Below are 19,717 nucleotides of genomic sequence, written 5' to 3'. Positions count from 1 at the left end.
GCGCTACCCGACGCCGAGGTCGAAGTCGAGGCTGTACCGGTTGCCCGGCATGGCGCCCGCCGCCTTCGCGCCGTCGATCGGCAGGACGACGCCGTTGACGAACCGCGACTCGTCGCTCGCCAGGAACACGACCGCCTTGGCGACTTCCCACGCCTCGCCCACGCGCGCCGCCGGCGTGCTCGCGACCAGCTGGTGCTGCTTGGTTTCGAACTCCTCGGGCGAGTTCAGGGTGCTGCGCAGCATGTCGGTGTCGATCGCGCCCGGGTTCACCGTGTTGGCCCGGACGCCCTGGTGCGCGTGGGCGACGGCGATCGACTTCATCAGCCCGACCAGCGCGTGCTTGGTGGCGTTGTACACCGGGTCGCCGGGACGGCCCATGACACCGCCGTTGGACGACGTCGTGACGATGCTCCCGGCCCGCTGCGCGATCATGTGCGGCAGCACGGCGCGGGTGCCGAGGAAGGCGGCGCGGACGTTCAGCGCGAAGATGTGGTCGAACTCGGCCAGCGTCGTGTCGGCCAGCGGCTTGCCGAGGTGGATGCCGACGTTGTTGAACAGCACGTCGACGCGGCCCGCTTCGGCGATGACGCCGTCGACGAACGCGGCCACGGCGGCCTCGTCGGTGGCATCCACTATGGAGTGCCGGTACCCGCTCAGCTCTTCCGCGGGCTCGCGGATGTCGGAGGCGTACACCGTCGCGCCTTCGGCGAGGAACTCCTTGACCGTCGCGAGACCAATGCCCCGCGCGCCACCGAAGACGACCGCCACCTTGCCGGCCAACCGACCCATGTCACTTCCCCGCTCTCAGTCGTGCTGTCCGCTCTTCGTCGACCGCGTAGTCCGCCGGCAGCCGGACGAGCGCGTCCGGGCTCCCGAGGTACCGCACGGCGACGCCGTACACCTCGCGCGCCGCCGCCACCGAGACGTACCCCTCGACGACGTCGGCGAGGACCGCCGCCACCGGCCGTTCGCGCGGCGGCCCGTAGCCGCCGCCACCGGGCAGCGTGACGTCCACAATAGACTCAGGGGCCAGTGGCACCCGGCTTTTCGCGGGCAGGTCGGCACCTTCGTGCAACCCGAACCGTCCGGGTGTCCCCGCTCCGCCGCCGTCCACTCCGGACGCGGCGGCCCGCACGCGGTCGACGTTCCCGTTCACGCTCCAGGAATCCCCGCCGCGTGACCCCATCGTGGTCACCTGTCCGAGTCCGCCGCGCCACCGGCCCGCGCCGCCCGAATCCGGCCGGAGTTCCCGGGAAAACTGGACCAGCGGCGCCATCGTCTCGATGACCTCGGTCGGCGTCGACCGCAGGCCGCTGGGGAATCCCGTGGTGCTGAGCCCGTCCTTGCCCACCCGGGCGCCCATGCCGCCGGTCTGGAAGACGTTGAGCATGAACCCGGGCCCCCGCCAGATGGTCATCCACAGCGCGTCCGCGCTCGGCGCGATCACGGCGCCGGGCAGCGCGCCGATCAGCAGCGACGGCAGGAAGTGCCCGATGAGGTGCCGCGACGCGACCGGCGCGGGCGGCAGGCAGTTCAGCACGGACCCTTCGGGCGCGGTGACGTGCACCGGCCGGAACGACCCGGCGTTGTGCGGCACCTCCGGCGAGATCGCCGCCTTGACCGCGAACGACGCGTACGCCCGCGTGTAGTTCAGCACGACGTTGATCCCGCGCCGGCTCTGCGGCGACGAGCCCGCGAAGTCGAGGTGGATCTCGTCACCGTCCACAGTGGCCGTCACGCGCAGGACGACTTCTTCGTCGTCGAACCCGTCGGTGGCGATTTCGTTGGTGTAGATGCCGTCCGGCAGTGCGCGCAGCGCGTCCCGCAGCGCCTTCTCGGACCGGTTCATGAGCTCGGCGGCGACTTCGTCGAGCGAGTCGAGACCGAACTCGTCCAGCAGCCGCAGCAGGCTCGCGGCACCGACCTCGTTGCCGGTGACCTGCGCGTACAGGTCACCGATGGTCTCCTCCGGCGTCCGCACGTTGGCCCGGATCAGCCGTTCGAGATCGGTGTTGACCTCGCCCGCGCGCAGGAACTTGAGGATCGGCAGCCGAAGACCCTCTTCGAAGACTTCGTGGGCCTCGGCGGACACCAGCCGCCCGCCGATGTCGGGCGCGTGGCAGCAGGACGCGAACCAGGCCACCAGCCTGCCCTCGCGGAACACCGGCGTCGCGACTGTGATGTCGTTGATCTGCCCGGCCGTCTGCCACGGGTCGTTGGTGAGCAGGACGTCGCCGGGTTCGAGCGTCTCCGGCGGGTACGCCGCGACGAAGTGGTGCATGCCGGTCGCCATCGCGTTGATGTGCCCCGGCGTGCCGCCGACGGACTGACCGATCATCTCGCCGCGCGAGTCGAACACCGCGCAGGCCAGGTCGAGCGATTCCCGCACCACGGCGGAGAAAGCCGTGTTGACGAGCGCGTTCTGCTGCTCGGCGAGGATCGAATGCAGCCGGTTGCCGAACAGCCCGACCAGGATGGGGTCGACGCTCACACCGTCACCTCCAGCGCGGCGTCGTCCCGGGCGACGCAGTGCGCGCCCGGCGGGATGACCACGGTGGACTCGCGTTCCTCCACGATGGCCGGCCCGTCGATCCGCGTCCCCGGCCGGAGCCGGTACCGGTCGAAGATCGCCGTGTCGACAAATCCACCGGCGGCCGGGAAGTACGCCTTGCGCGTGCCCCTGCGCGCCGCGCCTCCTGCGGCCTGCACCTTAAGCCGTAAGGTGACGTCCGGCGCCGGCCCGCTCGAGACGACCCGCCAGTTCAGCACCTCGACGCCGACCTCGGGACCGGTCCGCCGGTAGAGCTCGCGGTAGGTGCGGGTGAACTCGCCGATCAGGGTCTCGGGCCAGCTGCCGGTTCGGACGGGGACGCGGATTTCGTAGCCCTGCCCGGCGTAGCGCATCTCGGCGATCCGGCGGTGCGTCACGTCGGTGACCCCGGACTTCGCCAGCAGCGCTTCGCCCTCGGCTTCCATCTCGGCGAACAGCGCGTCGACCTGCTCCCAGGCGAGTTCGTGCACGGCCGCGCGGGCGGACCGCACGAAGTCGAACGCCAGCGGCGCGGTGAGGAACCCGGCCGCGCTCAGCACGCCGGCCGCGGGCGGCGCGACGACCGACGGCGCCCCGAGTGCCCGCGCGACCCCGGCGCCGTGCACCGGGCCCGCGCCGCCGAAGGTGTACATCGGCAGCTTCGCGGGGTCGTGCCCGCGCTCGACCGCGTGCACCCGCGCGGCGTTGGCCATGTCCTCGTTGACGCTGGTGTGGATGCCCCAAGCGGCCTCTTCGACGCTCACCCCGAGCGGATCGGCGATCGCCTTCCGGAGCACCGCTCTCGCGGCCTCGGCGTCCAGAGGCATGCTGCCACCGAGGAAGTAGCCCGGGTCAAGGTAGCCGAGCACCAGATCGGCGTCGGTGACGGTGGGTTCGGTGCCGCCCCGGCCGTAGCAGACCGGACCGGGCTCGGACCCCGCCGAGCCGGGCCCGACGGTCAGCAGCCCGAGCGTGTCGATGCGCGCGATCGACCCGCCGCCGACACCGATCTCGATCATGTCCGTGACCGGCACCCGCACCGGCAGCCCCGAGCCGGGCAGCAGCCGGTACTTCCGGTCCACCTCGAACTGGTGCGTGACCAGCGGCGCGCCGCCCGCGATCAGGCACAGCTTCGCCGTGGTGCCGCCCATGTCGAAGGCCAGCAGGTCGGGCGGGCCAGCAGCGGCCGCGGCGAGTGCTCCGCCCGCCGGACCGGACTCCAGGATGCGGATCGGGTACCGGGCCGCGGTGCCGACGGTCGCCAGCCCGCCGTTGGACAGCATGATGTGCGGCGCGCCGGCGATCCCGAGCCGCCGCAACCGGCGTTCGAGGTCGCGCAGGTAGCGCTCGGTGAGGTCCTGGACGTAGACGTTCGCGACCGTCGTCGACGCGCGCTCGAACTCGCGGATCTCGGGCACGACGTCGGAGGAGAGCGCGACACGCAGACCGGGCGCGACCTCGGCGAGGATTTCCGCCACCCGCCGTTCGTGCGCGGGGTTCGTGAAGGCGTGCAGGAAGCAGACCGCGACGGCTTCGATCCCGCGGGCGGCCAGTTCCCGGCCGAGCCTTACAACGTAAGTCTCGTCGAGCGCGGTCCGGACGGACCCGTCCGCGAGGATCCGCTCCGGAACGTCGAAGCGCAGGTGCCGCGGGACCAGCGGCGCGGGCAGTTCGAGGTGCAGGTCGTACAGCTCGTAGCGGTGCTCGCGGCGCATCTCCAGGACGTCGCGGAAGCCGGCGGTGGCGAGCAGTGCGGTGCGCGAGCCCGTGCGCTCGATCAGCGCGTTGGTCACCAGCGTCGTCCCGTGCACCACCTGCGTCACCGCGGAAGCGGCGATCCCGGCGTCCGCGAGCAGCGCGGCCAGCCCCTCCTCGACCGCGCGCGCCGGCTCGTCGTGCGTGGTCAGAACCTTGCCGACGGCGGCGATGCCGGCGTCGTCCACCGCGCAGAGGTCGGTGAACGTGCCGCCGATGTCGACGCCGATCCTCATGTCCGGTACCACCGCGGCGACGTGTTCAACGGCGGCTTCAGCTTGGCCTTCACCACCAGCACGTTCGGCTCGTCCGACTCGACGAACTCGCCGAGCAGCCGCCGGAACGCCCGCCCGAACCCGGACACGCGGTCGGCGTGCACGCCGAAGGACCGCGCGAGACCGACGAAGTCCGGGCTGTCCCAGTCGACCCCGCGGCGTTGCAGACCGGCGCGGTCCTGGTCGTAGCGCAGCATCCCGTAGCCGCCGTCGTCGACCAGCACGACGGTGACCGGCAGCTGCTCCTGCGCGAGCGTCGCAAGGTCGCCGCAGCCGTAGAGGAAACCGCCGTCGCCGGTGATGCAGACGGCCCGCCCGGTGCCGGCCGCCGCCGCGCCGAGCGACGCCGGGAAGCCGTAGCCGAGCGTGCCCCAGCCCATCGGGTACGCGAGCTTGCGCGGCGCCCGCACCCGGTGGAAGCCGCCGACCCAGTACCCGGCGACGCACATGTCGGACACCAGCACGGCGTCGGTCGGCAGCACTTCGTCCAAAGTGGACAGGAAGTCGTAGGCCTGCGGCTCTTCGTCGCGGATCCGCTGGCGCACGCGGCGGCCGATGCCGGCCAGCCGGAGCGTGATGTCGTCGAGGCCCGGCCGCTGCTTCGGCAACAGCCGTTCGACGATCGACCGCGCGTCCCCGACCAGCGTCAGGTCCGGCGGGTAGTTCTTGGCGGCGTCGTCGGCGTCGACGTTGACCGCGATCAGCTTGGGCGGCTTCGGCATCCGCCAGTTCTGCGTCATCAGGCCGTCGAAGTCGGTACCGATGGCGAGCACGACGTCGGCCTCGTCCCACAGCTCGCCGACCTCCGGCGTGTGCACCGGGTTCGGCGCCAGGCACGGGTGGTCCAGCGGCAGCAGCCCGCGCGCGCCGAACGTCGTGATCACGGGCGCGGCGAGCTTCTCCGCGAGCGCGCCGATCGCGTCGCCGGCCCCGGAGCGCAGCGCGCCGCCGCCGGCCCAGATCAGTGGCTGCCGCGCGTCGGACAGCATCGCCTCGGCCCGCGCGAGATCGGGAACGTCGACGTCGGGCTTGCGGTGCGGCGCGGGCGGACGGCGGTGCGGGACCGTCTCGCGCAGGTAGTCGGTGGGCACGCCGAGGTAGACGGGCCCGCTCTGCGGCTGCAGCGCGAGCCGCGCCGCGCGGTGCACGGTGGTGCCGATCTGGTCGGCGGCCCGCACGGTGAAGCCGCCCTTGGTCACCGGGGCGAACATGGCCTGCTGGTCCGAGGTTTCGTGCAGCACACCCCGGACGACGCCGGGCCGCCGCAGCGTCGAGGGGATGTCGGTGGCGACGACCAGCACCGGAGCCGCGGAGGCCATCGCTTCGCCGACCGCGCCGAGCGTGTTCGCGGCGCCCGGCCCGGTCGTCACGAGCGCGACACCGAGCTTTCCGGTCGCGCGCGCGTACCCGTCTGCGGCGTAGCCCGCGGTCTGTTCGTGGCGCACCCCGACGAGCTTGATGCGGGTCTCGGCCAGCGCCTCCCACAACGGCAGGTTGTGCACGCCCGGGAGGCCGAAGACGATCTCCGTTCCGAGCGCTTCAAGCGCGTCCACCAGCTCCCGAGCACCACTCACAGCCACGGCGCGGATACTGCCAGATCGTTGAACGATCGGGCAATCGACCCCTAGACGATGTGGCGCTCGACCGGTGCGGTACCGGCGCCCTCGAACCGCCGGACGTCCAGGCCCGCGATGTCCACCGACGTCGGCCGGCCCAGGTAGAGGTCCCGGATCAGCTCTCCGGCCGCCGGGCCCATCTGGAACCCGTGCCCGGAGAAGCCGGTCGCGTAGAGGAACCGCGACAGCAGGACGCTTTCCCCCACGATCTGGTTGCGGTCGGGCGTCACTTCGTACAACCCGGCCCATGCCGTGCGGATGCCCGCGTCGAGCACGGCCGGGATCCGCCGTCCCGCCACCTCGGCCAGCCGGGGCAGCCACTCGCCCGCCTCGTAGCGCGTGTCGAACCCGGGGAAGCCGTCGTCCTCGCAAACGGACATCGCCAGACCTGCGCCTTCGCGGTGGAAGTAGAACGCCGAGGGCAGCTCGATGGTCAGGGGCAGCGATTCCGGCAGGCCGGGCACCGGCCCGGTGAACACGACCTGCCGCCGGAACGGCCGCACCGGCAGGTCCAGCCCGGCCAGCTCGCCGACCCGCCCCGACCACGCGCCGGCCGCGCAGACCACCGCACCGGTCCGGACGAACCCCGCGGTCGTTGCGACGCCCGTCAGGACGCCACCGTCCCGTTCCACGCCGGTCACTTCGACGCCGGTCCGCAGCCGCGCACCGCACGCCCGCGCGGCTTTCGCGTAGCCCTGCACGACGGCGTCCGGCGTCGCCTTCGCGTCGTCCGGGGACCAGAGCGCGGCGACGATCCCGTCGGTTTCGAGCAGCGGGAGCAGCCGCTTCGCTTCCGCGGGGTCGAGCAGGTGGCTGCGCACGCCGTGCTCCCGCTGCAGCTCCGCGCACTGTCCGATTGCGCTGACGTCCGCGGGATCGGTGAGCAGGTACAGGTACCCGTCGCGCCGGAAGTCGATCTCGACGCCGAAGTCGCGCGAGAACGCGCTGTACGCGGCGAGCCCGCGCAGCCCCAGCTCGACGTTCACACGGCTGGTGAACGACGACCGGATGCCGCCCGCGGCCTTCGCCGTCGAGCCTTCGCCGAGCCCGCCGCGCTCCAGGAGCAGGACGTCGACGCCGGCTTCCGCCAACCGGAACGCGCAGCTCAGGCCGATGACACCACCGCCGATCACGACGCACTCGGCCATCGGTGGCAAGGACGTTTCCCCAGGCCCGCGGACGGTCATACTCGCCAATGTAGAACGTGATCCACCCACGGCCGCCGAGCGCGTAGAGTCGGCGTGCCGAGTGCGGAAGGTGATGTCCCATGGCGATGATGCCCGTGACCGACTCGATGTTCCTCCTCGTCGAAACGCGCGAGCATCCGATGCACGTGGGCGGTCTGCAGCTGTTCAAGAAACCCGACGGCGCCGGTCCGGAGTACCTGCGCGACGTCCGCCGGAACCTGCTCGAATCCGACAACATGCGCTCGGTCTTCCGGCGCCGCCCGGCCCGTCCGGTCAACACGATGGGCCACGTGGCCTGGTCCACCGACGCCGACCTCGAACTCGACTACCACTTCCGGCACTCCGCGCTGCCCCAGCCGGGCCGCATCCGCGAACTGCTGGAACTCACCAGCCGCTGGCACAGCACCCTGCTCGACCGGCACCGGCCGCTCTGGGAGACCCACCTCATCGAAGGTCTCGCCGACGGCCGGTTCGCCGTCTACACCAAGGTTCACCACGCGCTGATGGACGGCGTCTCCGCGCTGCGCCAGCTGCAGGGCACGCTCTCGGACGACCCCGCGGACCTGGATTGCCCGCCGTGGTGGGGCAGCCGGCGCAAGCCCGGCGAGGGCCGCGTCAAGCGCCCGCGCTCGTTGCTGCAGACCGCGAGCAAGACGGCCAACCAGCTCGCGAGCCTGGCGCCGGCGGCGATGAAGGTCGCGCGCGAAGCGTTCGGTGAACACACGTTAACGCTGCCCGGACAAGCACCGCGCACGATGCTCAACGTCCCGATCGGCGGCGCGCGCCGGTTCGCGGCGCAGTCGTGGTCGCTGGAGCGGGTCCGGAAGGTGGCGACCGCCGCCGGGGTGTCGCGCAACGACGTCGTGCTCGCGATGTGCTCCGGCGCGCTGCGGGACTACCTCATCGAGCAGCGCGCGCTGCCGGACGCGCCGCTCATCGCGATGGTGCCGGTGTCGCTGCGCCGCCAGAACGATCCCGGCGAAGCGGCGGGCAACAACATCGGCGCGCTGCTCTGCAACCTCGCCACCGACCTGCCGGACGCGGGCAAGCGGCTGGTCACGATCCACCAGTCGATGCGCAACGGCAAGCGGCTGTTCTCGGAGCTGACTCCGTTGCAGACGCTGTTGTTATCGGCGGTTAACGTCGCGCAGCTCGGCGTCTCGCCGATCCCGGGCGTCGTCAACAACACGCGGCCGCCGTTCAACCTGGTGATCTCGAACGTGCCCGGCCCGCGCAAGCAGATGTACTGGAACGGCGCGCAGCTCGACGGCATCTACCCGGCGTCGGTGCTGCTCGACGGCCAGGCCGTGAACATCACGCTCACCAGCAACGGCGACAACCTCGACTTCGGCGTCACGGGCTGCCGCCGGAGCGTGCCGCACCTGCAGCGGATCCTGACGCACCTCGACACGGCGCTGGTCGAACTGGAAGCGGCGGTCCGGTAGCCCGCTGACCGGCACCGCACTGCGCCATCGGAAGGAAACTTTCCGAACTCCCCGGCCAAACCCTGGTCAGCCGCCCGGCCGCGCTCTTACCGTGACGGCGATCAGTTCCCGGGAGAGGAGCAGGAAATGACCGAGGTGTGGACGACTCCCGACTTCGTCGAATACGAAACCCCCATGGAGGTCACCGCCTACGCGGCTCGCATGGCGGACTGACGTGCTCGTCGAGCCGCTCGCGGAAAGCGCCTTCATCGCGGCCCTGCGCGGTCTTTCGCACCGGTACTGGGGCACGCACCCGTTCCACCACCGGCTGCACGCGGGCGAGCTCGACGCGCACGAACTGCGGCTCTGGGCCGCGAACCGGTGGTACTACCAGCAGGCGCTGCCGCAGAAGGACGCGGCGATCATCAGCAACTGCCCGCTCCCGGAGATCCGGCGCCAGTGGCTCGACCGGATCGTCTACCACGACGGGACGAGCGCCGGCAGCAGCGGAACCGAACGCTGGCTGCGGCTCTGCGAAGCGGTCGGCCTCGACCGCGAAGAAGTGCTCGACGAGCGGCACGTCGCCCCCGGGGTCCGGTTCGCCGTCGACGCGTATGTGACTTTCGCGCGCACGAAGCCGTGGTGGGAAGCGGTGGCTTCGGGACTGACCGAGATGTTCGCCGGCCACCTGATGCGGCAGCGCGTCGCGGACATGCTCGCGCACTACTCCTGGATCGCGCCTGCCGACCTCGCCTACTTCACCAACCGCATCGACAAGGTCGCCGGCGAAGGCAAGGACACGCTCGACATCGTCGTCCGCCACTGCGTGACGCGCGAGCAGCAGGACCGCGCGATCGCCGCGCTGTCGTTCAAGTGCGACGTGCTGTGGTCCGTGCTGGACGCCGTCGAGCGGGCGGCGCGGTGATCACCGCGGGTTCGGTACCGCAGCTCCGGCGGGGTGTCCGATTGTCGTTCGACCACGTCCGGGAGACCCACGTGCTGCTGTTCCCGGAAGGCGTCCTGGTGCCGAACGCGACCGCGGCCGCGGTGCTCGAACTCTGCGACGGCGCCCGCCGCGTCTCCGACATCACCGCGGTGCTGGAGCGGCGCTACACCGGCGTCCGCGAGCAGGACGTCCTCGACGTGCTGGCGCGGCTGGGCGAACGGCGGGTCGTCGCGTGGACGTGACCCCGCCGCTCGGACTCCTGGCCGAGCTGACCCACCGCTGTCCGCTGCACTGTCCTTATTGCTCCAACCCGGTGGAGCTGACCAAGCGGGACGCCGAACTGTCCACCGCGGACTGGCTGTCGGTGCTGTCCCAGGCACGCGAGCTGGGCGTGCTGCAGGTGCACTTGTCCGGCGGTGAACCGCTGCTCCGCCCGGACCTGCCCGAGCTGGTCGCGCACGCGAGTTCGCTCGGCTGCTACGTCAACCTGGTCACCTCCGGGCTCGGGCTGACGTCCGCGCGGCTGTCCGGGCTCGTCGAACGCGGGCTGGCGCACGTCCAGCTGTCCGCGCAAGGGTCGATACGGGAGCGTTCCGACGAACTGGCCGGCGCGCGGGCGTTCGACCACAAGCTCGCCGCGGCCGCCGCGATCAAGGCCGCCGGACTGCCGCTGTCGCTCAACGTCGTCCTGCACCGGCGCAACCACGACCAGCTCGCCGGGATCATCGAACTGGCCGAGCGGATGGGCGCGGACCGCCTGGAGCTCGCGAACACGCAGTACTACGGCTGGGCGCTGCGCAACCGCGACGCGCTGATGCCGACGGCCGAGCAACTCGCGGCCGCCGAGCCGATCGTGCGCGCGGCCGTCGCCCGGCTGGGCGGCACGATGGAGATCGTCTACGTCGTCGCGGACTACCACGAGCCGTACCCGAAGCCGTGCATGTACGGCTGGGGCGCGCGGCAGCTGACCGTCGCGCCGGACGGGACGGTGCTGCCGTGCCCGGCGGCTTCGGCGATCTCGACCCTGCGGTTGTCCTCGGTGCGGGACACGCCGCTGGCCGACATCTGGTACCGCTCGGAGTCGTTCAACGCCTACCGCGGCGAGGACTGGATGACCGAGCCGTGCCGCACCTGCGATCGCCGCGGGCTCGACTTCGGCGGCTGCCGCTGCCAGGCGTTCCTGCTCACCGGCGACGCCGCGGCGACCGACCCGGTGTGCTCGCGGTCGCCGCAGCGTGAGGTTGTCGACCTGGTGCTGACCCGGCCTCCGGTCGCGGACGTGGTGATGCGCGGGTGAAGGTGATCCTGCTCGGCACCGCGGCGGGCGGCGGCTGTCCGCAGTGGAACTGCGCGTGCCGCCGGTGCACGGCCGGGCTGCCGCCGCGGACGCAGGACTGCGTCGCGATCAGCGCGGACGGCGACGGCTGGTTCCTGCTCAACTGCTCGCCGGACATCCGCGCGCAGATCCTCGGAACACCGGCGCTGCGCGCCGGACCGGGCCCGCGGGACATCCCGTTGCGCGGGGTGCTGCTCACCGACGCCGAACTCGACCACGCGCTCGGCCTGCTGATGCTCCGCGAGGCGGGCGGGCTCCCGGTGTGGGCGCCGGACGCGGTGCTGCGTGCGCTGACGCCGTTCCGCGAGATCGCCGACAGCTACGGGGACTGGACCTGGTCGTCCCCGGCGGACCTGCCGGGGCTGCACGTCCGGGTGCTGCCGGTGAGCGACAAGAAGCCGAAGTACGTGTCCGCCGCCGAGGCCGGGCCGTCGGTGGTCGCCTACCGGATCGAAGACGGCGCGACCGGCGGTGTGCTGGTTTACGCGCCGTGCCTGAAGAGCTGGCCCGCCGGCTTCGACGCGTTCGTCGCGGACGCGGATCTCGTGCTGCTGGACGGGACGTTCTACGCACCGGACGAGATGGCCGGGGTCGGCGGACCGGACCAGCTCGCGATGGGTCACCTGCCGATCACCGCGAGCCTGGCCCGCATCGCCGGGCGGCCCTGGGCGTTCACCCACCTCAACAACACGAACCCGGTGCTGGACCCGGCGTCCGCCGAACACGCCGCCGTGCTCGCCGCGGGCGCCCTGCTGCCCGCGGACGGAGCGGAGTTTTCGCTCTAGGCGAGACCCCCAAATAACTCTTTGACGGTTGTGGCAGACTGATCCCCATGCCCCACGACCACCTCCGGGTACTGGCCCACCCGCTCCGCATGCGCATCCTGTCCCTCCTGACGGGGACGGCGATGAGCGCCGCCGAAGCCGCGCGCGAACTCGGCGAGACGCAGGCGAACACCAGCTACCACCTCCGCCGCCTGCACGACGCCGGCCTGCTCGAGGTGGCCGAGGAGGTCGAGATCCGCGGCGGCCGCGCGAAGCGCTACCGGCACAACCCGGAGTCGGGCAGGCGCCTCACGAGCCGCGACCCGGGCGAAGAGCGGTTGCTGACGAAGGCGATCGCGGCAGAGCTGTTGCGCCGCGCGGACTCGCGCGCCGCGCAGCGACCGGCGTCCCTGACCGACGCCGAGCTGTGGGTGGCCCCGGAGGTGTGGGCGCGGTTGCTGAAGCAGGCGACCGAGCTGAGCCAGGAGCTGCACGACGCGGCCCAGCCACCCCGGACGCCGGGGACGGTCCGGATCAGCGCCAGCGTCGCCCTGTTCGAACTGACGGCCGGTTCGGCGGAACCGCAGTGAGCGCACTGTCCGGCAACCGCTGTTCCCGCTCCTGAACGCCCCGTCCCCGACCACCCGCTCCCAGAATCGGACCAGTCCCGTGCTCCCACTGCTCGCCCCGCTGCGCGAAAACCGCTTCCGCGCCCTCGTCACCGGCCGGACGTTCGCCGACTTCGCCAACGCCGTCGCGCCCTTCGCGCTCGCCTTCGCCGTCGTCGATCTGACCGGCTCGGCCGTGGACCTCGGCATCGTCGTCGGCGCGCGGTCGCTGGCCAACGTGCTGCTCGTGCTGTTCGGCGGGATGCTGGCCGACCGGCTGCCGCGGTCGGTGATCCTGCAGGGCACCGAAACCGCCGCCGCGCTCACGCAGGCCGCCATCGCCGCGAGTGTGCTCTGCGGCTTCGCGTCCATCCCGCTGCTGGTCGGGCTCAGCCTGGTCAACGGCGCGGTCTCGGCCATCTCGCTGCCCGCCGCCGCTTCGCTGACGCCGTTGACCGTCCCGGCGTCGCAGCTCGCGCAGGCGAACGCGCTGGTCCGGCTGCTCTCCAACGCCGGCCGCATCGCCGGCGCCGGGCTCGCCGGGGTCCTCGTCGCCTTCGCCGGGTCCGGCTGGGCGCTCGGCGGCAACGCCGTGCTCTTCCTCGCCGCCGCGGTGGCGTACCGCCGGATCCGGCTGCCGCGCGGCGAACGGGTTCCCGGCAGCCGCCCCCTCGCCGAACTCGGCGAAGGCTGGCGGGAGTTCCGCGCGCGGTCCTGGGTGTGGCTGGTGGTGCTGCAGTTCATGATCGTCAACGCCGTGAACGCGGGCGCGCTGCTGGTGATCGGCCCGCTGGTCGCCGACGACGCCTTCGGCCGCACCGGCTGGGGGCTCGCGCTGGCCGTCCAGACGGCCGGGTCGCTGCTCGGCGGCGTCGTCGCGGCGCACTGGCAACCGCGGCGGATGCTCCTGATCGGCGTCGCGCTGACCGCGGTCGACGCGCTGCCGATGTTCGCCCTCGGCCAGACCCCGTACCTGCTGCCGCTGCTGTTCGCGATGTTCCTCGCGGGCGTCGCGATCGAGCAGTTCGCCGTCGCGTGGGACGTCTCCCTGCAGGAGAACATCCCGCCCGAGAAGCTCGCCCGGGTGTACTCCTACGACATGCTCGGCTCGTTCATCGCGATGCCGCTCGGCCAGATCGCCGCGGGCCCGCTGGCCGAGCACGCCGGCCGCGAAGCGACCCTGCTCGGCGGCGCGACCCTGGTCGTCGCGGCGACCGCACTCGTCGCCGTCCACCCCCAGGTCCGCGGCCTGGTCCGCCGGCGCCGGAGCCCGGCGGACGTGGGTTAACGGCTCGCGCGGGGCTCCGGGGTCAGATCGCGGTGGCCGTCGAGACGCCACCAGCTCTCCAGCGTTTCGCGCAGCGCCTTCAGCAGCTCGCCACCCGTTTCCAGGGGCACGAGAGCGGCCTTGCCGTCGTCCACGCGCAGGGCCGCCGACAAGCGGTTGCCCTGCTCGACCAGCCCGACCACGACCCGGGTGGGCCGCCCGGTCGCGTCGGTGGTCGGGATGGCTCGTTCGTAGCGCCAGACTTCAGCGGTCACCCGGCCGACAGTGGCACAGCTTTCCCCGCTCCGGCCGCCGTTTCACCCTAAGGGGGTCAGCTGGGCGACCAGGGCCGCACTTCCTCCAGCAGCTTCGCCACGGCGAGCACGAGGTCGTCCGAATGGCGCGGGCCGACGATCTGCAAGCCCACCGGCAGCCCCGCCGACGTCCGCCCCGCCGGGACGCTGATCGCCGGCTGCTGCGTCATGTTGAACGGGTACGTGAACGGCGTCCACTCCGGCCACTCGCTCAGCCCGCTGCCCGGCGGCACGTTGTGGCCCGCCTCGAACGCCGCGATCGGGACGGTCGGGGTGATCAGCACGTCGTAGCGCGTGTGGAACTCGCCCATCAGGATGCCGAGCGCCGCGCGTTCGGCCGTCGCGTCGAGGTAGTCGCTCGCGCTCCACGTCTTGCCGAGCTCCCAGACCTCGCGCAGGCCCGGGTCGGTCCGCTCCTCGGAACCCGGCGGGAACGTGCCGAGCAGCTTCGCCGCGCCCGACGACCACAGGATGTCGAACGCCGGTTTCGGGTCCGCGAACCCGGGATCGGTCTCCTCGATGTGCAGTCCCGCGTCCCCCAGCGCGCGCACCGCCGCGGCGACGATCGCCGCCACCTCCGGGTCGACGTCGACGTAGCCGAGCGTCGGCGAGAACGCCGCGATCAGGCCGCGCACGTCCCGCCGGACGGCCTCGCGGTACGACGCCACCGGCGGCGCCAGCGCGGCCGGGTCGCGGTGGTCCGGAATCGACAGGACGTCCAGCAGCAGCGCGGTGTCGTCCACCGAGCGCGCCATCGGCCCGGCGTGCGAGAGCGGCCCGAACGGGCTCGCCGGGTACAGCGGGATGCGCCCGTGCGTCGGCTTGAGCCCGACGATGCCGCAGAACGACGCCGGGATCCGCACCGAGCCGCCGCCGTCGGTGCCGACCGACAGCTCGCCCATCCCGGCCGCGACCGCCGCGGCGCTGCCACCGCTCGACCCGCCGGCCGTCTTCGAGGGGTCGACGGGGTTGCGCGTGATGCCGCACAGCGGGCTGTCCGTGACGCCCTTCCACGCGATCTCGGGCGTGGTCGTCTTGCCCAGCAGCACCAGTCCCGCCTCGCGCATCCGCGCGGCGACCGGGCTGTCGACGTCCCACGGCTGATCCGGGCTGATGCTCCGCGAGCCGCGGACGGTCGGCCAGCCCTGCGTGAGGAACATGTCCTTGATCGACGCGGGCACGCCGTCGAGCCAGCCGATCGGGTTCCCGTCCCGCCAGCGGATCTCGGACGCCTTGGCCTGCTCGAGCGCCTGGTCGGCGTCGACGAGGCAGTAGGCATTGCACTCGCCGTCCCGGGCTTCGATGGCCTGCAGCGCGTTCTGCGTCGCCTCGATCGGCGAAAGCTCGCCGGTCGCGTAGGCGGCGACGAGCTCACTGGCGGTCAGCATCCTGTCGTTCATCCGGCTCCCTGGTTCCCCGACGGCACGTAGCCGAGCGTCTTGTCGACGACATTGCGCAGCGGCTCCCCAGCCTGCCAGCGGCGGAAGTTCTCGGAGAACACCTCGACGAGCGTGTTCCGCCAGCCGGCGAAGTCACCGGACATGTGCGGCGAGACCAGCACGTCCGCCATGCTCCACAGCGGGCTTTCCGGCGGCAGCGGCTCGGTGTCGAACACGTCGAGCGCGGCGCCGGCGATGGACCCGCTCCGCAGCGCGTCGACCAGGTCGGACGTCACGACCAGCTCGCCCCGGCCGACGTTGACGAACCGCGCCGACGGCTTCATCGCGGCGAACGCGCGCGCGTCGAACATGCCTTTGGTGTGCTCGGTCAGCGGCGCCACGGCGACGACGTAGTCGGCGTGCGGCAGCACCTCGGTGAGCCGCGCGGACTCGTGCACGACACCGAAGTCGGGATCCCCGGTGCGCTCCCGGCGCCCGGCACCGCTCACCCGCATTCCGGCGGCGCGCAGCAGCCGCGCGATGGCCCGGCCGATCGGCCCTGTGCCGACGACCAGCACCTCACGCCCGGCGATGCGCTCGCTCTCGCGGTGCTGCCAGCGGCGCTCGCGCTGCAGGTCGTGCGAGCGCGCGAAGTCCTTCGCGAACGCGAGGACGACGCCCAGCACGTACTCCGCGATGGCGCCGTCGAAGACTCCCCGCGAGTTCGTGAGGACCACGTCGCTCTCCACCAGCCCGGGGAACAGCACCGGGTCGACGCCCGCGCTCGCGATGTGCAGCCAGCGCAGGCGGTCGGCTGCGTGCCAGGCCCCCGGCACGGCCGTGGAGAGGAAGTCGTAGACGAACAACGCGTCGGCTCCGGCCAGCGCTTCGGCCAGGCCCGCCGCGTCCGTGTAACGCACGACCGCCCCGGATTCGACAGCACGCATGTCCGGTGGGCGGTGCTCGCCACAGAGCACTGCCAGGACCGGAGCTTCCTGGTTTTCCGAGGCGATCACGTTGACACGGTAAAAGCGGCTCGTATGATTGTCAACAATCCGAGGAACGCCCCCCGGAGCACCGGACGTGTCATCAAGTGCAGACGTATTCCGGAGGCTGAGCCTTGGATTTCGACTTCCTGGCGTTCGACGGCCCGCTCGCCCAGCGGGGCATCGGTGTGATCGCCCCGTTCGACCTCGCGCTGGAGCGCGAACTCTGGCGGTGGGTGCCGATGGAGGTGTCCCTCCACCTGGCCCGAACGCCGTACGAACCGGTGCCGGTCAGCATGGAGATGGCACGCCTCGTCAGCGACAGCCACCACCTGGCCAGCGCCACCCGCGACGTCCTGCACGTCGAGCCCGAGGTCGTCGCCTACCTCTGCACGTCCGGCAGCTTCGTCAACGGCGTCGACTACGAGCGCTCGCTGACGAAGGCGATCTGCGACGCCGGCGCGCCGGACGCCGTCACCACTTCGGGCGCGCTGGCCGAGGTGCTGCACCAGCTCGACCTCCACCGGGTCTCGGTGCTTACGCCGTACGACGGCGACCTCACCCAGGCCCTGCACGACTTCCTCGGCGAGCTGAACGTCGAGACCGTCGCCAGCGACCACCTCGGCCTGGGCGGCGGCATCTGGAAGGTCAGCTACCGGACCATCGCCGAGCGCATCCTCGCCGCCGACCACGGCGCCGCCGAAGCGATCTTCGTCAGCTGCACCAACCTCCCCACCTACGACCTGATCGAGCCGCTGGAGACCGCGCTCGGCAAGCCGGTGCTCACCGCCAACCAGCTGACGATGTGGGCGTGCCTGCAACGGATGGGCCTCCCGATCGTCGGACCCGGGAAGTGGCTCCGTGACGTGTCGTGAGAGAGCGCGCCCGCCCGGCGCCCGGAGCGACCCCGACGTGGACGAACATGTCGGGGAGCGCCCGGCAGGTCGTGAAGGCTTTCCTTGACCACCCCTCTAGCATTGTCGACAATTTGCGTCCCTCCGGAGGTTCCGTGACCACGATCGGCTTCATCTACCCCGACCACGCGGCCGAAGACGACTACCCGCTGGCCGAGCAGCTGCTCGGCGGGATGGCCGCCGATGAAGGCGACATCCGGCTCGCGGTCGAGCACATCTACGGCACCGACAAGCACGCGGTGGCCGAACTGCTCGACCTCGGCAGCGAAAGCCGACTCGCCGACGGCGCCGGGCTGCTCAAGAAGCACGAGCCCGACGCGGTCATCTGGGCCTGCACCAGCGGCAGCTTCGTCTACGGCTGGGACGGCGCCCGCGACCAGGCCGACCGCCTGGCCGCCGTCGCCGGGGTTCCGGCCTCCAGCACCTCCTTCGCGTTCGTGCACGCCGCGCGCGCCCTGGGCGTCAAGCGCGTCGCCGTGGCCGCCAGCTACCCGGACGACATCGCCCGGCTGTTCGTCGACTTCCTCAAGGCCGGCGGCGTCGAGGTCGTGTCCATGGCGAGCGCGGACATCATCACGGCTGCCGAGGTCGGCGCCATGAGCCCGGAGGCCGTCGTCGAGCTCGCCGTGCGCCACGACCACCCGGACGCCGACGCCGTCCTCGTGCCGGACACCGCGATGCGGACCCTCGCCGAGATCAACGCCATCGAAGCCGCGTTGAAGAAGCCCGTGCTGACCGCCAACCAGGTCACGGTGTGGGAGGGGCTGCGCCTGACCGGGCAGCACCGCCTCGTCCGCTCGCTCGGCGCCCTCTTCCGCCATCTGCCGGACGGGAGCGCCTGACATGGCCCTGCCGCCGGGCACGCTGCCCGAGATCGAGCCGGTCAGCCGCGAGTCGACGGCCGCCGTCATCGCCCGCCAGCTGCGTGACGCGATCATGACCGGCGCCCTCCCGCCCGGGACCCAGCTCGGCGAAACCGAGCTGGCCGCACGGTTCCAGGTGTCACGGGGGCCGCTCCGGGAGGCCATGCAGCACCTGGTCTCCGAGGGGCTCCTCCGCAGTGAGCGGCACCGCGGGCTGTTCGTGATCGACCTCGAGCCCGGCGACGTTTACGACATTTACGCAGCTCGAACGGCGATCGAACGCGCCGCGATGCTTCGCGCGCTTCGGGGCGGGGACCGCGACCGGATCGCGGACCTGCTCGAACACACCGTCGCGGAGATGGCGACCGCCGCGAGTGAAGACGATCCGAACGCGCTCTCCACCGCGGACCTCAAGTTCCACGAGGCCCTCATCGACGCTTCGGGCAGCAAGCGGCTCGTCCGGATGGCCCGGACGCTCCTCATCGAGACGCGGATGTGCCTCACCGCGCTGCAGGGCACTTACCAGCGGGTCGAAGAGCGCGTGGAAGAGCACACGAAGCTCATCCAGGCGCTGCGGGACGGCGACGAGGAGACGGCGCTTGCGCTCCTCGAGGCGCACATGGAGGACGCGGTGCAGCGGCTCGCGCCCGGCACCAGCCTCCGGGACGGGCACGCGCCGCCAGTACCGGGAAACGCTTGACCGGAAGGCCGCCAAGCGCGACCGCAGGGGTGACACGCGGACCGTGACGGACGGCCCGCGCACCCCGGTGACAGGCTCGTCCGCCCACGCCGCCGATTCGCCCGCCGCCGCGGCCCGCTCGTCCGCCCACGCCGCGGGCTCGTCCGCCGCCGGTTCATCCGCCGCCGGCTCGGCCACGGGTGCGGCCCGCTTGCCCGGCCCGACGGCGGACTCGTCCGCCCAGCCGGGCATTTCGTCCGCCCAGACGCCCCGCTCGTCCAGCCAGGTCGGCTCGTCCAGCCGGACGGTCACCATGCCCGCCCGGCCGGACGGCACGCGTGCGTGGACGGCGGGCACGGGTATCGGGAAACAGTTCCTGGGCACTCTGCACGCGCAGTCAGCCGGCACGGCGCACCCCCAGCACCGGCTGGCCGCCCCGGCCGTCGCGGAAGTCGGGCGACCACGGCCAGCGGCCCTGCTCGTCCGCGTGGACCAGTTGCAGCGCACGGATTTCCGGGCCGTACAGGGCGACCGCGAACACCAGGTGCGCCGACGGCTCCGTCAGCGGGACGACCTCGACCACGGGACCGTCCCGCAGCGGAATCCGTTCCCCCGGCTCGGGTGGCGACGCGTGCAGCGTGTGCGACGCCAGGTCGTTGAGCAGTTCGGCGGCTTCTTCGAGCGGCAAGCCGGTCGTGACCAGTTCGGGCAGGCCGTACCCGCTGAGCCCGATCGTGTAGGCCCACGGCGGATAAAGCTCGTTGCCCTCCACGCCTTGCACGAGCCAGCCCCGGTCGGCCACCTTCTCCTGGAGCATCGTCAGGTAGTCGGACTGTGGCCGATCCGGGTTTTCACATTGCCAGCACATCGGTTT

The 19,717-nt window shown here is 72.0% G+C and carries 20 protein-coding genes; 11 read left to right on the top strand and 9 right to left on the bottom strand.

Annotated features, from left to right (window positions below):
- Positions 1–3 precede the first annotated feature (3 nt).
- Genes EIY87_RS27845 through EIY87_RS27825 form a run of 5 tightly spaced genes read right to left on the bottom strand, consistent with a single transcriptional unit; the run spans position 4 to position 7,363 of the window.
- The gene (locus EIY87_RS27845; RefSeq protein ID WP_125312814.1) at positions 4–789 is read right to left on the bottom strand and encodes an SDR family NAD(P)-dependent oxidoreductase; all 786 of its coding nucleotides are present in this window, start codon (positions 787–789) and stop codon (positions 4–6) included.
- Position 790: 1 nt separating this feature from the next.
- Entirely contained in the window at positions 791–2,491 is a 1,701-nt protein-coding gene (locus EIY87_RS27840; RefSeq protein WP_125312813.1) for a hydantoinase B/oxoprolinase family protein, read from the bottom strand.
- The gene (locus tag EIY87_RS27835) at positions 2,488–4,521 is read right to left on the bottom strand and encodes a hydantoinase/oxoprolinase family protein (RefSeq protein ID WP_125312812.1); all 2,034 of its coding nucleotides are present in this window, start codon (positions 4,519–4,521) and stop codon (positions 2,488–2,490) included. The genes EIY87_RS27840 and EIY87_RS27835 overlap by 4 nt, the downstream gene beginning before the upstream one ends.
- The gene (locus tag EIY87_RS27830; RefSeq protein WP_263855628.1) at positions 4,518–6,140 is read right to left on the bottom strand and encodes a thiamine pyrophosphate-binding protein; all 1,623 of its coding nucleotides are present in this window, start codon (positions 6,138–6,140) and stop codon (positions 4,518–4,520) included. The genes EIY87_RS27835 and EIY87_RS27830 overlap by 4 nt, the downstream gene beginning before the upstream one ends.
- A 44-nt stretch (positions 6,141–6,184) precedes the next feature.
- The gene (locus EIY87_RS27825) at positions 6,185–7,363 is read right to left on the bottom strand and encodes an NAD(P)/FAD-dependent oxidoreductase (protein ID WP_225440067.1); all 1,179 of its coding nucleotides are present in this window, start codon (positions 7,361–7,363) and stop codon (positions 6,185–6,187) included.
- 80 nt (positions 7,364–7,443) lie between these two features.
- On the opposite strand from EIY87_RS27825, the gene EIY87_RS27820 reads away from it, so the two are divergent.
- The 8 genes from EIY87_RS27820 to EIY87_RS27785 all read left to right on the top strand — a co-directional run bounded on the left by EIY87_RS27820 (position 7,444) and on the right by EIY87_RS27785 (position 13,729).
- Entirely contained in the window at positions 7,444–8,808 is a 1,365-nt protein-coding gene (locus EIY87_RS27820; RefSeq protein WP_125312811.1) for a WS/DGAT/MGAT family O-acyltransferase, read from the top strand.
- A gap of 126 nt (positions 8,809–8,934) precedes the next feature.
- A complete protein-coding gene (gene pqqA / locus EIY87_RS27815; RefSeq protein WP_086864059.1) occupies positions 8,935–9,021 on the top strand; it encodes a pyrroloquinoline quinone precursor peptide PqqA in 87 nt (28 codons plus the stop codon).
- A 1-nt stretch (position 9,022) separates the two neighbouring features.
- A complete protein-coding gene (pqqC, locus tag EIY87_RS27810) occupies positions 9,023–9,712 on the top strand; it encodes a pyrroloquinoline-quinone synthase PqqC (RefSeq protein ID WP_125312810.1) in 690 nt (229 codons plus the stop codon).
- Positions 9,709–9,975 (top strand): pyrroloquinoline quinone biosynthesis peptide chaperone PqqD, encoded by a 267-nt coding sequence (gene pqqD, locus EIY87_RS27805; RefSeq protein ID WP_125312809.1) that lies wholly within the window; start codon positions 9,709–9,711, stop codon positions 9,973–9,975. Before pqqC ends, pqqD begins: the two co-directional genes overlap by 4 nt.
- Entirely contained in the window at positions 9,966–11,030 is a 1,065-nt protein-coding gene (gene pqqE / locus EIY87_RS27800) for a pyrroloquinoline quinone biosynthesis protein PqqE (RefSeq protein ID WP_125312808.1), read from the top strand. Before pqqD ends, pqqE begins: the two co-directional genes overlap by 10 nt.
- On the top strand, positions 11,027–11,854 hold the full coding sequence (gene pqqB, locus EIY87_RS27795) for a pyrroloquinoline quinone biosynthesis protein PqqB (RefSeq protein ID WP_125312807.1): 828 nt from the start codon (positions 11,027–11,029) through the stop codon (positions 11,852–11,854). The genes pqqE and pqqB overlap by 4 nt, the downstream gene beginning before the upstream one ends.
- A 47-nt stretch (positions 11,855–11,901) precedes the next feature.
- Positions 11,902–12,423, top strand: coding sequence for an ArsR/SmtB family transcription factor (locus tag EIY87_RS27790; RefSeq protein WP_125312806.1), 522 nt, complete (start codon positions 11,902–11,904; stop codon positions 12,421–12,423).
- 79 nt (positions 12,424–12,502) lie between these two features.
- Positions 12,503–13,729 carry an MFS transporter gene (locus EIY87_RS27785; RefSeq protein ID WP_125312805.1) on the top strand — a complete coding sequence of 409 codons (1,227 nt, stop codon included), beginning with the start codon at positions 12,503–12,505 and terminating at the stop codon, positions 13,727–13,729.
- Here the strand turns inward: EIY87_RS27785 and EIY87_RS27780 are convergent.
- The 3 genes from EIY87_RS27780 to EIY87_RS27770 are packed head-to-tail and all read right to left on the bottom strand — an operon-like array spanning position 13,726 to position 16,417.
- Positions 13,726–13,983 (bottom strand): hypothetical protein, encoded by a 258-nt coding sequence (locus tag EIY87_RS27780; RefSeq protein ID WP_125312804.1) that lies wholly within the window; start codon positions 13,981–13,983, stop codon positions 13,726–13,728. The two genes, EIY87_RS27785 and EIY87_RS27780, sit on opposite strands and share 4 nt — an antisense overlap.
- 56 nt (positions 13,984–14,039) lie before the next feature.
- Positions 14,040–15,422 (bottom strand): amidase, encoded by a 1,383-nt coding sequence (locus EIY87_RS27775; RefSeq protein ID WP_125312803.1) that lies wholly within the window; start codon positions 15,420–15,422, stop codon positions 14,040–14,042.
- Positions 15,419–16,417: a D-2-hydroxyacid dehydrogenase gene (locus EIY87_RS27770; protein WP_125312802.1), complete on the bottom strand. Its 999-nt coding sequence runs from the start codon at positions 16,415–16,417 to the stop codon at positions 15,419–15,421. The genes EIY87_RS27775 and EIY87_RS27770 overlap by 4 nt, the downstream gene beginning before the upstream one ends.
- Positions 16,418–16,521: 104 nt before the next feature.
- Here EIY87_RS27770 and EIY87_RS27765 point away from each other — a divergent pair, with 104 nt between their 5' ends.
- The 3 genes from EIY87_RS27765 (at position 16,522) to EIY87_RS27755 (ending at position 18,864) form a co-directional block, all read left to right on the top strand.
- On the top strand, positions 16,522–17,262 hold the full coding sequence (locus EIY87_RS27765) for a maleate cis-trans isomerase family protein (RefSeq protein WP_125312801.1): 741 nt from the start codon (positions 16,522–16,524) through the stop codon (positions 17,260–17,262).
- A gap of 134 nt (positions 17,263–17,396) precedes the next feature.
- Positions 17,397–18,143, top strand: coding sequence for a maleate cis-trans isomerase family protein (locus EIY87_RS27760; protein ID WP_125312800.1), 747 nt, complete (start codon positions 17,397–17,399; stop codon positions 18,141–18,143).
- Between the two features lies 1 nt (position 18,144).
- Entirely contained in the window at positions 18,145–18,864 is a 720-nt protein-coding gene (locus tag EIY87_RS27755) for a GntR family transcriptional regulator (RefSeq protein WP_125312799.1), read from the top strand.
- A gap of 376 nt (positions 18,865–19,240) precedes the next feature.
- Here the strand turns inward: EIY87_RS27755 and EIY87_RS27745 are convergent, their stop codons facing one another.
- Complete coding sequence (locus tag EIY87_RS27745; protein ID WP_125312798.1) at positions 19,241–19,711, bottom strand: DUF4262 domain-containing protein; 471 nt, start codon at positions 19,709–19,711, stop codon at positions 19,241–19,243.
- Positions 19,712–19,717: the final 6 nt, after the last annotated feature.

Source organism: Amycolatopsis eburnea (assembly GCF_003937945.1).
Taxonomy (GTDB): domain Bacteria; phylum Actinomycetota; class Actinomycetes; order Mycobacteriales; family Pseudonocardiaceae; genus Amycolatopsis; species Amycolatopsis eburnea.
This window is presented reverse-complemented; position numbering and strand designations above follow the sequence as displayed.

Excerpts from the sequence above, each read along its gene's own strand:
- EIY87_RS27845 (WP_125312814.1), bottom strand. The coding sequence starts at position 789 with ATGGGTCGGTTGGCCGGCAAGGTGGCGGTCGTCTTCGGTGGCGCGCGG.
- EIY87_RS27790 (WP_125312806.1), top strand. The coding sequence starts at position 11,902 with ATGCCCCACGACCACCTCCGGGTACTGGCCCACCCGCTCCGCATGCGC.
- EIY87_RS27835 (WP_125312812.1), bottom strand. The coding sequence starts at position 4,521 with ATGAGGATCGGCGTCGACATCGGCGGCACGTTCACCGACCTCTGCGCG.
- EIY87_RS27775 (WP_125312803.1), bottom strand. The coding sequence starts at position 15,422 with ATGAACGACAGGATGCTGACCGCCAGTGAGCTCGTCGCCGCCTACGCG.
- EIY87_RS27820 (WP_125312811.1), top strand. The coding sequence starts at position 7,444 with ATGGCGATGATGCCCGTGACCGACTCGATGTTCCTCCTCGTCGAAACG.
- pqqA (WP_086864059.1), top strand. The coding sequence starts at position 8,935 with ATGACCGAGGTGTGGACGACTCCCGACTTCGTCGAATACGAAACCCCC.
- EIY87_RS27825 (WP_225440067.1), bottom strand. The coding sequence starts at position 7,363 with ATGACCGTCCGCGGGCCTGGGGAAACGTCCTTGCCACCGATGGCCGAG.
- EIY87_RS27745 (WP_125312798.1), bottom strand. The coding sequence starts at position 19,711 with ATGTGCTGGCAATGTGAAAACCCGGATCGGCCACAGTCCGACTACCTG.
- EIY87_RS27755 (WP_125312799.1), top strand. The coding sequence starts at position 18,145 with ATGGCCCTGCCGCCGGGCACGCTGCCCGAGATCGAGCCGGTCAGCCGC.